The following is a 16,880-nucleotide window of genomic DNA, read 5'->3' on the forward strand; positions in this document are numbered from 1 at the left end:
CTCAAGCGGTCAACTCGCCTTACCGGCTAACTCGTGAATCTTGTAGACCGACATGAGGCGAACTGGCGTTTCCGCTGGCACCTCGAACTCGTATTGACCAGGCAGGAAGTCCGCATACTCGCCCGCCTTCACGAGCACAGGCCCTGCCTCGGTGTGATATGTGCAGCGGCCTTCGAAGACGTACACCCTACCTGCACGCGAGAGACTGCCCGAGAACTTCACCCCCGCGTCATACCGGTTTGGGAAGAATCGGTAGCCGTCCGACGCAGGGAACACCCGCGTTCAGCTCAAGCAGGTGTTCGATGCGCTGCGCGAGCTGATGACGCCGCCCGATCCACCCAAGCGGCCCATTGGGTTCGTCACGCCGGAGGATAAGAGCAAGAAGGGATCATCAAGAGACAAGACCTGACTAGTATGGGAATCAACTAACGATTCAGTGGGGAGGCGACAATTTTGCCATTTTCAAGAACGCGCCCATTCTTGTAAATGAACCAGATTCGACGAGCTTGGCTGGATTTCGAGTCTCGCACTTTTAATCCAATCTTCCATTCTCCATCCGCATATAGCGGATTGTTCAGGGCGATGATTTCTCTCTCGCTCGTCATGTTGCTTGCCTCGTGAACAGCGCATTCGCCAAAGTCACTCGTCCAAATCGTCGCTCCACCGGCTTTTACTTCCAGAACGCGATGATGCGCTGGGCAATAATTGTTGCCATTGTCGCTTTCCAACAGTACAAGGCGGGCCATGCCTTTTGTAGGGTAGGCAGCAACTACATGCCAAGAGTAGTGTTCGTCATCACTCTTGAAGAGGGTGGCTCCATCTAGTTTGACTTCCTCGGTGCGCGATGGTGATTTTTCAATGGAGAGCTCACCTGATTCAGTTTTTGCCCAATTGAATCCGAACGAGAAGTCACTTGCCGCGTCAGCCGCCGCTCCACCAGTCCAAAGAAGCAAAAGAGAGCCAATAAGAAGCCAAGCGCGCATAATCATCCACCAAATTTAGAAGGCGTAACCTTCTTTTGAGTGTAATCCCAAAGCCAGGCTTTGTAGGCTTGCGCATATGAGCCGTTTGCACCATCCAAGCGGCTCTGTTGCTCGCTCTTAGGGACATTTTGCCCCCAAGCCTTCATTACATTGGCGTCGGTAAGTGTGTCATCGATGAAGCGCGCGGAGCCCGTTGGCCCTTCATGGTGCCCAATATAAAGGTAGTGTGCTTGCTCCGTGGGAGAGAGGTTCGCAGGGATAATTCTGCCTTTTGCGACGTTTCCGTCGTAAATTCCTTTGTCATACTCTGCAGCTGCCACAATGGCTAGCGTTGGATCCGTACGGAGCTTCAACAGACTCTCGCGGTCAAGAATCTTATTCTTTTGATCAACCAATCCTTGCAGCTTGGCTTGCTCATTCAAATAGGTCCCAGGCGTCGCCGCTTCCCCAAGCCAGGTGTCCGGCATGAACTGGGTCATGCCAACGGCGTTGCCATTGACCGAGTTGGGATTCCATGAGCCATCGGATAGCTTCGCAGCTTCAGCATTGATAACGGCAGCGATGCTAGATGCGGGAACGCCCGTTCTTGTTTGTGCAAGGATAAGGGCATCACGAAATTGCTCGTTACCTTGGCTCAGTGTAAGGCCGCGTGAGAGCAACAAGTAGTCTTGTTTGTCGATTTCACCAGCCGAGTATTTTTCGTACAGCGGCGACATTTTGTTCGGAACGGAAGTGAGGATTGTCTCTCCGTCAGCCCCCTCTCGCCAGACTGGTAGCCTTCCCAAGGCTCGAATCGTCCTCTCGATGCTCAGCTTGTCTTCGACGCTCTCTTCGGGCGTCATTTCACGTGGACCACCGGACAGTGCGCGGTTGGGGTCAAACGGATTCGCATCCGCTTGGCTCCAGTCGCCGACTTGATAGCCCTTCTTTTCTTCACGGAGGAAGTCAAAAGTCTTGGCGTCACCGGTTGATGAGGCTGGAGAGAATGCGCCGCCAATGGACGACAACTCACCTGGCGCCCCTGCCGGAGCGACAAGATAGCGAGCGAACATCGGGCTTCTAGACGGGAATCGCGAATCCCAATATGGGGATATCAGCCCATCAGCGGCGGAGTCCGGCGCGGCTTGGTCCACGGGCGACACAACAAGCGAACTTCGATTGAGTCGCGCAGTCTCGGCGTCGGTCTGGTCCGGCCAATAGGCATACGGGTTCCCGGTGCGCTCAAGCCTTGCGGACTCGGCCGCGCTCTGATCCGGCGCCTTGCTCCAGTCAACGCCACCTTGCATGGACTCTGCGATGGAACTCCCCAACGCATTGCCAAGGCCACTCGCAAACAAGCTGCTGAGCTCAGCAGTCTTGTAGCGTGGATCGGTCGCCATCACCTCGCTGGAGGCCCAGCCGCCAACCATGGCGCTGGCCAGGCCCTTGGCGAGCTTGCCGAAGCCCTCGCCAGCGGCGGTGCCCAGGGCGCCTGACATGGCAGAGCTGGCGGCTGAGCCGGCGGCAGAGCCGACGCTGGCGGCGGCCACGGCGCGCCAACTCCACTTGCCCTGGATCGCCTGCGTGGCCGCGGCGCTCAGGCCGCTGCGGAGTGCTGCCTCGCCGGCGGTGCTGATCCAGCTGCTGCTGCTGGCCGCTGCACTGGCAGCCTGCGTACCCGCCGCCTGTCCGCTGCTGACCGCGGTGGTGGCCGTGGAGGCAGCGGGGGTGAGCGCCGCACCCACGCCAGCGGTTACGCCGGCGGCCAGTGCGCTCTGCGCCACGGCCTTCCAGCTGAAATCATCCGTCGCGCCGATGGCAATGCCCACCAGCTGGCTGGCGATCGAGCCCACGGCGGCGCCTACCGCGGCCGAGGCAATGGCCACGCCGGCGGTCATCATGCCGGCGCCGCCGGCCAGCGCAGCGGCACCCACGGCCATCGTGCTGCCCGCGGCTACCGCCGTGCTGCCCAACATGCTGGCAATGGCCGGCGCAGCCGCCCCGGCCGTCCACACCGTGACCACCACCGCCACCACCACCATGATGATGGTGCCCACCGCCCCGCAGCCGGAGTCGGGCTGCGGCGGCGGCGCGGGCAGCGTCGGGTCCACGTTGCCGATCACCTCGCCCGGGTTGTAGGGGCGGAAGGTGTTGGCGTTGTTGTGGATGTTGGTGACCCGGTTGGGCACGATCAGCACCTGGCCGGACACCAGTTGCTCGTCGCCCTGCAGGTTGTTGACCTGCGCCAGCTCGAACCACATCTCGGAGTCGCCCCACAGCGCCAGCGCGATCGAGCGCAGCGTGTCGCCGCTGCTGCAGGTGTAGGTGCTCGGCGTGGAGGCCGGGTACGACGGGCTGATGGGCTCGTAGTTCTGGTCGAAGTCGGCCGAGGTGACGGGCTTGATGTTCTTGTTGCGCTGCGCCTCCTTCTTCGGGTCGGCCAGGCTGCGCGCGAGCGACTCCGCGTAGGAGATGCGCTGGTTGTCGTTGGGGTCGGTGGTCACCTCCCCCACGCGCCGGCTGTTGGCGTAGTACCAGAAGTGGTTGAAGGTGACGTCGTCGCTGGTCGAGGCGGTGCCGAAGTCGCGCGTCTCGTCGCGGCGCAGCACCTGGCCGGTGGCGCTGTTGAAGTAGCTCAACGTGCGGTGGCCAGTGACGTCACGCGCGGAAACGAGGTAACCGTTGACGTCATACCTCATGTCCGACACGCCTGGTGCCCAGTCCTCGACGTCGGTCTTGCGCTTGATGGTCTTCTGCTTGGCCCCGTCCCAGTACTCGTAGGTGTAGCTGGTGGTGGTGGCGGTGCCGCTGGTCGGGGTGAACACCGTCCTGGCCAGCGCGCCCTTGCCGGTGGTGGTGCTGGCAGAGTCCGTCGTGTCGGTGAAGTAGTAGTTGGTCGTGGTGCCGTCGGCGTTCTTCTGCGTCAGCAGCCGGTTGTCCCGGTCGTAGGTCGAATCGGTGGTCTTGGCCAGGGTGCCGCTCGTGTTGTATTCCTTGTACTGAAGGGTGCGACCGAGGGAGTCGACTCGCCGGCGGGCGCGCAGCACGCCGCCGATCTTGACGTCCTCCAGCAGCCCGTCGCTGCTGTAGGAGTACTCCTCGAAGCTGCCGGTCTCATAGCGCGCCGAGGTGCGCTGGCCCGCCAGGTCGTACGTCAGCTTGATGCCGAAGGCGCCCTGCACGATGGAGACGCTGGTGTCGCTCAGCGAGGTGCCGCGGGTGCCGCCCGTCGACAGCGCGCCCTTGGTCATGGTGAAGCGGTTGGTGGCGTCGTACAGGTACCAGAAGTCCTCGCGGCGCCGGATGTTGTTGTCCCACAGCGGATCCTTGTAGGTCGCGTGGACCGCGCGCCGGTTGCCCACGGCGTCGTACTCGTACTGGATGTCGTAGGAGACGTCCTCGATGTAGCTCATGCGGCCGAGCTCGTCGTAGACGATCTTGCTGTCCTGGTACAGGCCCACCGCCCCCGTGCCGGCGGTGTCCAGGTTGCTGTACATCTCCCACACCCGGTCGCCGGAGTTGTCATAGCCGTAGCGCGACAACCTGCGGTTGATCATGTCGCGCGACTCCTTGATGAAGCCGTTGGCGTAGTAGCCGTACCGAATGTCCTGGCCCGCGGAACTGGTCTGCGAGGCCAGGCGGCCCGCCATGTCGTAGGTGTAGACGTAGGTGCGTGCCCCCTGGTCCTGGTGCCAGGTCGTCAGGCCGAAGTAGTCGGTCCGGTCGATGGTGCTGCGGCCGTCGCTGCCGGTCGTCGTGAGCTTGTAGCCGCCCAGGCTGGCCCCGCCGGTGCCGATGATGCCGCCGTTAGCCGCAGTGGTGCCCGCGGCGACGAAGCTGTAGGCGTAGGTGGTCGTCGAGCCCAGCGCACTGATGCTCTTGGTCACTCGGCCCAGGCTGTCATAGAAGGTCTTGTCGACCCAGCCCAGCGCGTTGGTGTGCGTGAGGCGATGGCCGAGCGCGTCGTAGGTGTAGGTGTCGGTCAGCGTGCCGGCGACAGCGTTGGTGTCGGTGAAGTTCTCGACGCGGGTGACGCCCAGGCGCGTCGCGGTCAGCATGTTGCCGAGATCGTCGTAGGTGTACTCGACGACGCGGTCCAGCGTCGAGGTGACCTGGCTGGTGGTCCTTCGCAGGTCGCCGAAGATGTCGTACTCGGTGAGCGTCTCGGCGCCGTCGCCCGTCCATTGCTGGTACACCCGCTCGCCCTGGCCGGCGAAGCGCTGCTTCATGACGTGGCCGTTGGCGTCGGTGCTCGTCGCCATGCGGCCGCTCATGTCGTAGCCGTAGGTGGTGACGGGGCGGGTACGGTAGCGGTAGCCGTTCTCCGCCGTGACGTGGGTCTGCGGGTCGGTCTTGGTGACCAGCTTGCCCAGCTTGTTGTAGACGAACGTGGTGCGCACCTGGTTGGCATCGGCCGTCCCGCCGTACTTGGCAGCCATGGCCTGCGCACGGGCCAGGGTGGTGTCGTCGTACTCCTCGCTGATCTCGCCGAAGGCGTTGTAGCTCTGGCGATGCTGGACCTGCGCGCTGACTTGCAACTGCTTGACGGACTGCTGCAGGGTCATGGGCTGGGTGGCGCTGCCGCCGAGCGTCATCAGGCCCTCCATCGTGATGGCCGCGCCCAACTCGTTGGTGTAGGCCGTCCCGTCGGCCTTCTGCAGATCGAACTCGTAGTCGTACTGCTCGGTGCCCGAATCGGGTACCACTGAGGTGGTGCTTCCGGCGAGCTTGAAGGCCGAGGCATTCCAGGTGAAGACGGAGCAGTTGCGTGTCGCGTCCCACACGCCGGTGAGCGTGGTCTCCGTGAAGGCGCCGGTGGATCCGGCATCACGCAGCCTGAGCAGCATCTTCGGCACGTTGCGACCCGGCGGGCCGTACAGCGTGACGATGGTGGGCAGCTTGTCCTCGTAGTGGGTCGAAGTGACGGCCCCTGCGGACGTGATGCTGAGATCCCCGCCGCCGCTGGCCAGCACCTTGCCGGAGGCGTCCTTGGCCACCTGCAGGTATTCGTACACCGCGGTGCCGCTCGGCGGCCGCAGCGACGAGGCGTCGAAAGCCTTCTGGTTGGTGCCTGCGACCGTGGTCACGGTCTGCAGGGTGTAGGCGCCAGTGGAGCCCTTCAGGCGCGTACGCAGCTCGAAGGTCGTGGTGTTGGCTGGCGGAGTGAGGTAGAAGATGGAGGGCTTCAGCAGCGGCGTGTCCATCGTGCTGTCCAGCGTGCCGCTGGTTTGAAGCGTGAAGCTGCCGTAGCCCTTGCCGACGATGTTGCCCGAGGCATCGACGGCCTCGTAGTAGAAGCGCCGGGCTCCCAAGCCAGCTTGGTCGGCGGCGTTCCAGGTGAAGATGCTGCCGCTCGTGGTGACGCGCGTGTTGATGTCCACACTCGCCAGGCTGGTGTCGCTGGCGCCCACCTTGAGGACGGACAGGCGTGTGGCCCCCGTCACGGTGATCGGAATCAGCGGTTGCCGCGTTTGCGAAGACAGGCTGACGCAGTCTGTCTGCCCGGTGTCCTTGAGCGTGTAGCTGCCGCTGAAGACGGCATCGGCGGCGCTGTAGCTGACGGTGATGGTCTTGGTCGTACCTGCAGCCCAGGTGAGCCACTGGCTGAGGTCAATCGCCAGCACCGTGGAACTCGGCGACGAACGGCGCCAGTCGCCAACGGGGACGGGGACAGTAGCCCCGGCCGGACCGACGGTCAGGGCGCCGCTCAAGCTCGTGCCCGTAGGCAGCGTAAGGAGCGCGAGGGGCCGGTAGGCCGTGGTGGTCGCCGTGTTCGTGTTCTTCGGATCGCTGCCGAACTGGATGGTGCCGGTGCCCTGGCCGATGAACTGGTCGATCGGGTTGCGCTCGCCGCGCACCTCGTACTTGTAGGTGTAGCCGGCGTTGCTCCAGGCGGCCGGCGTGATGCTGAACTCGGCGGCCGTGAAGGTCGCCGTGAGGTGATTGCTGCCGTTCACCACCTCGGTCACGACTGTCTTGGAGACGGTGACGCCGTTGAGGGTCACGGTGGCCGTGCGCGAAGTGGCCCCCAGGTCGCTGAGCTTGCCGGTGAAGTCGAACTTGAAAGTCTGGGCCGGGCGGGTCACCGAGCGCAGCTGGCCCGCGTCCGCCAGCGCCGGAGTACCGGCGGAATCCAGCGTGAACTTGCCGTAGAACTCGCTGCCGTTGGTGCTCTGGACGATGTACTCGTAGGTGGCGCTCGCCGCCAGGGTGGAGATGTTGGCCGACCAGTTCGTCAGGCTGAGCGAGGACCAGCTGGATCCGCTGCCGGCCACGCGGTAGTGCAGCGTGCCGGCGCCCGTGCCTACCAGCTTGTCGGGGCGGAAGAACAGGCCGCGGGTGTTTCCGGCCACATAGTCGGTGGAGGCCCAGAGGTCGGCCTTCGCGACGGTGGCAGTGCTGTTGATGGTGCAGCCATCGCTGACGGTGACGTTGACCACGGCGGCAGAGACGGTGTTGCCGTTGGCATCGAAGCCGCGATAGGTGATGGCGTAGGTGTTCGCCGCCAGGCTGCTGGTGTCGATGGCCCAGCAGCCGGTGACCACGGCTCCCGTCACGCAGTCCTTGACCTGGACGCATGGCACGACCGTCTCATTGGCCAAACCGGCGTTGATGACCGCGAACGCCTTGGTCACCGACGCGTTGGTCGGAATGATGAGTCGCGACTCCTTGGAACTCCAGATCTCGGTGTGCATCCAGAGGTCGTCTCCGGATTGATTCTGTCCGCCAGTCGGCTCGCCATCCGCCTCGAAATGCAGGGCCGCCGCCGACACCCACTGGCCGCTGTCGAGCTGGAAGTCGATGCTCGTGTCGCCGCTGCCGAACTGCCCGGCCGGGATGTTGAAGGTGAGCGCAGCCGTCGCGTTGGATCCGGAAAGCAGCACGTTGTTGGATCCAACTTCACGCACGCGGTAGTTGCCCAGGGGCCAACTGGCCGGAATGGGGAAGGCCTTTTTCGAAGGAGTCGAGCTGGTGTTGGTGTAGCTCCGCACGCCCGACCAAGCGACCGGAGTGAAGCTGTCGTAGACGGTCTGGGCGACAGTCCCCTGCGCTGCCGGCGAGCCATAGGTGGGCGCGCCGGAGGCCACGGCGGTGGCCGGCGTGACCATCTTCTGCGCATCGCTGCTGTCCGACCCGCCGACGTTGGTGTACAGATAGGAATCGTCGTTGACCTGGCCCCCCACGTAGCGGCCGCCATCACTCCCATCCAGGCCGATCGGCGCGTACGGGTCGGTCACCAGGGCCTGGCTGAAGGCACCGTCGGTGCCTTCGATGTGGTCGCGCAGGAAGGTGATGTCCGGCTCGACGGTGCGCACCAGCTGGTTGCGCTTGTCATAGATGCTGAAGGTGTGCACCAGCTGCGTGTTGGCCGCCGCGGTGGTAACGACCATGCCGGTGAGGTCCACGGCGCCGCCAGGGCTGGCGATCTCGCGCGTGGCGTTGCCGTTCTTGTCGTAGAGGTAGATCTTGGTCGCGCCGCCGTCCGAATTGCTCTTCTGGATCCGGCCCAGCGTGCTGTACTCGATGAACTCCTGCCAGGTCGTCCCGGCGCCCAGGCCCTTGCCCGAGACCTGGCCGAAGGCGTTGTAGCGGTAGCGCCGGACTTCTCCCGTCCCGACGTCCGTCTGCGTGGTGACGCGGCCGCGCACGTCGTTGACGTAGGTGGTGACCAGATCTGCCGTGCCGCCGTCGGCGTTCTTCACGGCCTTCATCGTCCGGCGCGAGACATTGCCTGCCGCGTCGTAGTCGTAGAGCGTGACGTTGCCTTCGGCGTCGGTCACCTGCTTGCGCAAGCCGTTGACGTTGTAGGCGTAGACGGTGATCCGGTCATCCGTCTCGTTCACCGTATCGGTGCCGCGCCGGATCTCGCGTACGACGTCGCCCAGGCCGTTGTACTCCGTGTCCGTCTGCATCCGGACCACGCTGCCCTGGTAGCCCGTGATGCTCGGCGCCTTCGAGGTGATCTGCCGGCCCAAGTTGTCGTAGACGACGTCGGTCGTGTTCCATTGTTCGGTGCCGTCCGCGTAGAGCCCGTAACGCTCCTGGATCTTGGTGACGTTGTCCAGGGCGTTGTAGCCGTACTTCGTGATGGCGTCGGCCGTGCCGCTGATGATGGTGCCGCTGGACCCGACGAACTGGTAGTCGACGGCCAGGACGCGCTTCTCGGTGTTGCGCCCGGCACGGTCGAAGGTGAACGTGGTGACACGGTTGTCCGCCGACGCGAGGCCAGCGGTCAGCTTCGCGGGCGTGCGCAGGTCGATGCTCTTGGTCGTGTCGTCCTGGCGTGCGTAGCTGGCCACGCGCACGGCATAGCGTGTCTCGCTCGTCGCCTTGTCGAAGACGTCGTCGTACGCCCACCCGGTGGCGTAGCCCTCCTGGTCGATACGCAGCGTCTTGCGGCCCAGCTTGTCGAAGTAGTTGTAGACCGTGTTGCCACGGGCGTCGGTCTCCAGCACCAGGTTGCCGTTGGCGTCGTAATTGTTCTGCAGCAGCGTGATCGTTGCCGGTTGCGTCCCGCTGAGATTCAGCGTGATTGCGCCCCCGTCGGCCTGCTCCCAGAACACGACGGCCGCCCGGCGTGCCTCGACCAGGCGACCCGCCGCGTCGTAGAGGGACGTGGTGATGCGGTCATTGGCCGCATCGGCCACGGCCGCCGGTGGCGTACCGCCGGCCGAGGTCGGCGGTGTCACGAGCTTGGCCCGCACCGACTCGGTGTACACATTGCCTGCGGCGTCGTAGGTCCACTCCGTCATCGCGCCGTCGCGCTCGACCTGCGCGGTCTTGCGGCCGGCGGCGTCGTAGTACGAGAAAGTATTCGTGCCGCCGGAGGCAACGCCGTTGACCCAGTTGGCGCCGCTGAGGAGCCCGATGACCCGGCCGAGCTTGTCGTAGCTCGTGACCTCCACCGGCCGGACCGAGCTGGTCGTACCGGCCACCGCGTCGTACGCGGTGTAAGTCATGCCGATCCGCCGGAGCACCCGGCCCGCCTTGTCGAACTGGAACGTCGTGCTGCGCTGCTCCGGCAGGCCGACCGCCTCGGTCATGCCGATGCGGTCGCCCAGGCCGTTGTAGCTGTAGGTGTTGACCACGTCCACCAAGGTGCCGGAGGCGTCTTTGGCCTGGACGGGCAAAGTCTCCTGGACCAGGCGGCCCAGCTTGTCGTAGCTGTAAGTCGCCACGCCGGCGAGCTTGTTCCTGACCTGCTTGTCGAACCGGTTGCCGTTGACGACGTAGGTCGTGCTCTCGTAGTTGCCTAGGTGATCGCTGCTCTTGGTCAACCTGTCCAGCCGGTCGTACTCGGCGTACTGCAGGCGTGCGTCGTTGACCGCGTCCAGCGTGATCGTGGGGCGGGCCTTCTCGTCCGTCCCTGCGGGCACCTTGGTGAACCGGCGCCAGACGCTCTTCACCTGGTTGTTGAAGGCGTTGTCGTAGGTGATCTCGTTGGCGTAGCCTTCGGCGTCGACCTGCAGCGTCGTGCGGTTCAAGCCGTCGAAGTAGAAGAACGACGAGTTGCCCAGCGGGTCGGTCACCTTGATGGCGTTGCCAAAGGCATCGAACAGGGTCGAGGTCTTGGCGCCCAACGCGTTCGTGGTGCTGATGCGGCGGCCAGCGCCGTCATAGGCGTGTTTCGAGGTGAAGGCCGTCAGCAGCGCCTGCTTGTTGGCGGCAGTGAGACTGGCCACATCCTCCGCGTACCCCAGCCGGATCCGCTCGGCCTTGGCCCACGTGCTGTTGCTCAAGGTCAGTGCCGTGCCGCGCGGGTCGATCTCGGCCGTCACCTGGCCCAGTGCGTCCACCTGGTAGTTGGCCGTGCTGGCGCTGTCGGTGCCGTAGCCGACGGTCTTGCTCAGCAGGTGCCCCGCCGCGTCGTAGGCGTAGACGGTGACGGATTGCTCGGCAACGCCCTTGGCCGCCGTCTCCGTCTCCACCAGGCCCAGGCCGTTGTAGGTGTACCAAGTGATGGCCCCAACGGCGTCGGTCCGGCTTTGCAGGCGGCCGGCTCCGTCGTAGCCGTAGGACTCCGTGCGGTCGAACTCGCTCGCCAAGGTGTCGAGGGTGCGGGTCCCTTCGAGCTTGTTGACGAAGCGGGTCGTGGCGGTCAGGCGACCGTTCTTGTCGTAGCTGTTGAGCTTGACGCCCTTTTCCGCATCGATGGTGTAGGTCAGCCGGCCGGCGTCGTCGTAACGCATCTCGGTGACACGGTCGAAGGCGGTCGGCGTGGACGCCGCCGTGCTGGGCTCCGCCCGGACCCCGATGGGCTGGGCGAATTCGGTGATCCAACGGAGGTTGCCGTTGTCGTCGTACTCGAACTTCGTCACGCCGCCGACGGCGTTGTTGTGCCAGGTCTTGCGGTTGGCCGAGTCGTAGCGGTAGACGTCGATCCGGTCGGTGCCCGTGTTGACGGTGAGCGTCGCCGGGTCGCCGTCCTTTGCCAACTTGGCGGCGAACTCCACCTGCTCCAGAAGGTTGCCGTTGTCGTCGTAGTTGTAGCGGGTCACGCTGCCCAGGCCGTCGGCAGCGTTCTCGATCTTGACGCAGTGCGTGCGGCGGCCGAGCGTGTCGTAGGTGTAGCGCTCGACATGGTCCCGCGCACCGTCAGGGATCACGGGGGGATCCACGTCGCCGCTCCAGCCGGCCAGGCTGATGGCCTTCGCGTAGGCGGTGCGGCGGGTCACCTGTCCGTTGGCGTCGTACTCGAACTTCACGACAGCGCCGGTCCCGTCGACCGTATAGCTCAGCCGCCCGTCGTGGTCGTAGCGCCGGGCCTCGATCTCGTCCGAGCCGGGCGTGGCCACGATGAGCGCCTGGATCTGGGCCTGCGTGAGCACATTGGCCAGGCCGTTCACGGTGGCCGCCTTGACGTACCGAGTGCTGCGCTTGACGCGGCCGGCGTCGTCGTAGTCCGTCTTCGTGATGCCGCCAGCGGCATCGACGGTGTAGGTGAGTCGGCCTGCGGCGTCGTAGGCGTAACGGGTCACGCCGTTGGCGCCGTCGATGACTGTCACGACGTTTCCTGCCGCGTCGTACGCCATCGTGCGAGTCACCTTCAGGCCGTCGCGATCGACCTGCTCGCTGGTGCGCCGGCCTTGCCGGTCATAGCCGTACAGGGTGACCTGGCCCTCCGGCTGCTTGACGGTCAGCGTGCGGCCGCCGGCGTCGTAGGTGAAGGTGGTCACCAGGTCGGGCGCCGTGCCCTCCATCACCACCGTGCGCGTCAGGACGCGGCCTTCACCGTCGTAGGTGAACGACGTGACCTTGCTCTCTGGATCGGTGACGGTGACCGCCTGGCCCTTGCCGTCGTAGACGTAGCTGGTGACGAGCTCCAGGCCGTCGGGGTTCGTCACGGGATCCTTGGGATCGACCGTGCGCGTCAGGACCCGGTTGGCTGCGTCGTAGTCATAGACCACCCTCACCTCGTTGGCGTCGACAGTGTCGACCAGACGATTGTCGGCGTCGTAGTGCCTGGCCTCGACGACTGTGCCACCCACCTGCTTTTGCGTGAGGTTGCCCACCCGGTCATAGCTGAAGACAGTGTCCACGCCATTGGCGGTGATCTTGTAGACCTCGCCGTAGTACGTGCGGACCGTGGTGGTGGTCACGTTCTCCGGCGTGGTGACGGTGACGCTGCTGTTGGCCTTGTTGTAGGCGTAGGTCGTCAGCTCGTGCAGCTCGTTCTCGACCGTGAGGACCTGCGAGAAAGCGTCGTAGGTGGTCTTGCGGCTCTTGTTCAGCGGATCGATGACCTCGACCTGGCGGCCGAGGCGGTCGTAGCTGAACTGGCGCTTCTGGCCGTTCGGGTCGGTCGATTCGATGGCGCGGCCGAAGGCGTCGTATCGCGTGCTTGCGCTCGAAGGCGTGGCCGCGTCAGCGTCGGTGACCGTGCTGACCAGCTGACCGCGCCGGTCGAACTTCTGCAGGTCGTGCCGCTTGTCGAGGTTGATGTCGGTGCCGCCCTTCCACGGCACCCAGCGCTCGTCGACCTCGCCGAAGGCGTTGTAGTGGTATTGGGTCGTCGCTCCGTCTGCCGCCGTCCCGAAGATGAGGCGGCCGGCGCCGTCGTACTGGTAGCCGGTCTTCGAATCCTTGGCCGCATTGGCCACGATCCTGCCCGTCAGGTCGGTGTTGACCAGCCCGCCGGACAGTCCTGTGCGACTGATTCGCTGGTCATAGCGGACCGTCGCCGTCAGCTGGCCGAGGGTGTTGTACTGCTTCTGCTCGACCTCACCGAGCGCATTGACGGTGTAATTCAGCCGGCCGTCTTCGTCGTAGTAATACAGCGTCGTGTGCTTGTTCGCATCGGTGACGCTGGTGAGTCGGCCGGCGCTGTCGTACCCGTATTGAACGGCTTCCGCGTTCCAGAGCGCCTCCAGCTGATCGGCCGTCGTATCGGCCTTGATCTTCGCCGCACTGTTGGCCGAGAGCTCGCGGGTCTTGCGGCCCCATTCGTCGTAGCGCACCCGCGTCGCGCGCGGATCCGAACGGTTGGCGCCCACCGTCGTGGTGGTCAGGCGGCCCGCGGCGTCGTACTCATACGAGGTGCTGGTGCCCTCGAAATTGACGGATTTGAGCAGTTGGCCGTCCAGCGTGTAGTACCAGAAGCTCTTCCGATCGTCGGCCTGGAGGACATTGCCGCCGTCGGGCCGGATGCCGAGGAGCAGCGAGTCGAAGTCGGCCTTCCAGTCCGGGATGCCGGACAACGCCGTCGAGTAGCGCGTCTGGTCGCGCAACTGGCCGCGGTCGTTGTACCAGTTCTTGGTGACATAGCCTTCGGCATCGACCTGCCCGCGCACCATGCCGCGGGCGTCGTAGAAGAAGGTCTCGACCTGGTCCTTGGGCGCAGTGGCCGGCGTCAGCGCGGCCAGGGTGGCGGTGGCACGCAGGTTCGCGGCCACGACGGTGGCATACCGGCGCGTCTGGACGAGACGGCCAGCCATGTCGTAGGTGTTCCGGACGAGATAGCCCTCGCCATCCAGCTTGCCGAGGAGCAGACCGTCACCGTCGTAGAAGAATCGCTCGGTGCGATCGTCGGCTGCGCCGGCGACCACGGCCGGGTCGGCCAGCGCGGTCGCCACTGAAGCCACGGTCGGACTGGCGACGGCCGTGATGGCGACCGAATAGGCGGTGGTGCGGACGATCCGCCCGGCGCTGTCGTAGTCGTGCTGGGTCACGGCGCCGCTGTTGGCCATCTCGTACACCAAACGGCCAGCGTCGTCGTACAGGCTCCAGCGGTCCAGGTCTGGATCGACGGTCGCCGGGCGAATCGCTGCCAGAGCAGGATTCTTCGGCACGGCGTTCGTCCCGTCGTACAGGGCCGTCTGGGCGATCTTCGTGGAATACGTGTGGACTCGCGTGACGCGACCGGCCTTGTCGTAGGTCGTCTCGGTCAGGGTGCCGGTGCCATCCACCGTGCCCACCAGCCGGCCGATGTCGTCGTACACGTTGAACGTCCTGACGCCGGTCGGGTCGGTCGTCATGAGCAGTCGGCCTGCCGCGTCGTACGCATACGATGTCTTGCTGCCGTCGCTCCTGGTGACACTGATCAGCCGGCCCGCCTTGTCGTAGGCGGAGGTGACGACTGCCCCGCTTTGGGGCTTGGTCACCGTCACCTGGTTCAGGCTGTCGCCGTAGCTGGTGGTGGTGACGGCGCCATGCGCGTCGACCACGCTCAACAGGCGCCCCAGCCCGTCGTACGTGTACGTCGTGGTGGGCGTGCCCGCCTCCTCGAGCGTGTTGGCGGCTTCCTCGATGACCTGCAGGAGGCGGCCATAGGGGTCGTAGACGTACTGGGTCTGGCGCAGGTCCTTGCCGGTGCCATCCGCGTTGGCGTTCAGGTACTCGGAACGGTAGTTCAGCTGCCCGCGGCCGTCGTAGGCGTAGTCCTTGCGCGCCGTCTCGGTGAGATCGGCCAAGCCGCCGGCCCAGGAGGTCATCTGCGCCTCCGTCGGCACGGCGGTGCTTCCGAGGCCCGAGGTGTCGTAGCGATCTACCAGGTAGCTGATCTCCGACGTGCGCTGGCCCAGGCCGTCGTAGATGTACTGGGTGACCCGCCCTTCGCCGCTGATGGCGAAGCGCAGCTGGCGAGTCTTCGTCGCCGAGTAGACGTAGCGGGTCGTGGAACCACCGGCCGTTTCGGTCAGCAGCTGGTTGCTCGCGGCGTCGAAGGTGCGAGTGACGGTGTTGCCCAGGTGATCGGTCACCTGCTTCTGATTGCCGTTGCCGTCGTAATCCATCGTGACGGCCTCGCCGTCGCCGTTGGTGATCTTGGTGGCATTGCCGGCGGCGTCGTACTCGTACTTCTGGGTGATGCTTGCGCCGTTGACGCTCGGGCTGGTCAGCATCACCAGCTGGCCTGCACTGTCGTAGTCGTACAGCCAGGTGGTCGGAGACGGATCGGTGGCGCTGTCCAGGAGCGTGACGGTGGTCCGGCGGGCGGCGGTGTCGTATGCATAGCCGGTCACCGCCCCGAGCGCGTCGGTCACCGTCTGGACGCGGTAGTCGCTGCCCACGAGGACGTACGTGAAGGTGAGCGCCGTCCCATCCGATTGCTTCAGCGTCGCGACCCGCGTCGTGTCGGCGTCGTAGGTGTAGGTCGTCGTGTAGACCTTGCCATCCGTGATCGATCCGTCCTCGGGCGTGAGGTCCACGGTCACGGTCTTCAGCCGGGTATTGCCCTGTGTTCCGTAAGTCTCATAGGCATAGCTGACGACGCTTCGAAACACGCGGATGGCATTTCCGTTCGCGTCCGTTCCACCCACCTCGGTCCGGACGCCGGTCAGCTGGTTTCCGGTGTAGTCGTAGTAGATGCTCTGACCGCTCTTGTCGAGGATCTTGGTCAGCTTGCCGTTCGTGTACGTGTACCACTTGGTGTTTCCGTAGGCATCCGCCACGTTCTGCAGGCGCCCGTTCGCCGACGAGTACTTCTCCACCTCGCCGGACGAGCCGTCCGTGCGCACGTACTGCGAGTTGGCGGCGTCGTAGACGATCGTGTCGTGCGCCCCGTCGCCTGCCGTGGTCACATAGCAAAGCCGCGCAGCGTCCCAGCTGTAGATGGCCTGCGACCCATCGCGTGCCGTGCGGACCATCGTGCTGCCGGCCGTATTGACCGTGCCCGTCAGTGCGATCTGCTGCGCATAGACACCGAGCGACCAGTTGTCGTTGTTGTCGCCATCGTTCGCGAGGCCCAGGCTGTTGTAGGTCCGGACCGCCTCATTGTCCAAGCCCTTGCTGGCAATGAAGTCGTCTCGCCGCTGCACCACCAGGTTGCCGGTGGCAACGTTGACGTAGACCCGCTCACCGCTGGATCCCTGTCCCGCCTGCCCGAAGAGACCCTGGGACCCCAGGGTTCCAAGAGAGGTGAGTTCGAGGCCAAGGCTGTTTCCGCTGACGATCGCGACCATAGGTGTGACTGTGAAGAGGTGGACTCATGGGCGGCCAGCACCCTGGGGTGCCGCGCATTCACAGTCGGGCCATCGCGGTTCGGCGGCAGCGATACCCCCAAGAACCCCTCAACCTCCCTGCTGCTGGCGCTTTGCTCGCGCCTTGGCCGCTACAGCCAATACATCTGACGGCTTCGACGAATGTTTAGGAAATCCCAGCTTGACGGTCGGAATTGACCCCGCGCGACAGCCTGTTCGGGAAGGCCTGACCGCTCGGGGCGGCCACGACCCGGGCTCAGTCAGTCAGGACAACCATCGAGCTAACCGGCATGCGCAGTGCACTGGACAAGCCGCAGCGGTGGCAAGAAGGTTCGCCCATCACGAAAGCGGTAAGCCATAATCGTCCATTGCCGAGTGTGGCCCGAGAGGCTGCGCAGGCGCTCAGGCAGGCCCCGGTTGAAACGGCCCTTCGACTGGAACTGTCAATCCGCAGGTCCCTGGTTCGAGCCCAGGCCGGGGAGTCCAGACCACACGAAGGATC

The 16,880-nt window shown here is 64.8% G+C and carries 2 protein-coding genes; both read right to left on the bottom strand.

What is annotated here, in order from left to right; translation table 11 throughout:
• Positions 1-425: 425 nt before the first annotated feature.
• Complete coding sequence (locus tag ACS5PM_RS01755; RefSeq protein ID WP_439384786.1) at positions 426-989, bottom strand: hypothetical protein; 564 nt, start codon at positions 987-989, stop codon at positions 426-428.
• The gene (locus tag ACS5PM_RS01760) at positions 986-16,360 is read right to left on the bottom strand and encodes a hypothetical protein (protein ID WP_439384788.1); all 15,375 of its coding nucleotides are present in this window, start codon (positions 16,358-16,360) and stop codon (positions 986-988) included. Before ACS5PM_RS01760 ends, ACS5PM_RS01755 begins: the two co-directional genes overlap by 4 nt.
• Positions 16,361-16,880 lie beyond the last annotated feature (520 nt).

It is taken from the genome of Ideonella flava, from assembly GCF_051857595.1.
In the GTDB taxonomy this organism is placed as follows: Bacteria; Pseudomonadota; Gammaproteobacteria; order Burkholderiales; family Burkholderiaceae_C; genus Ideonella.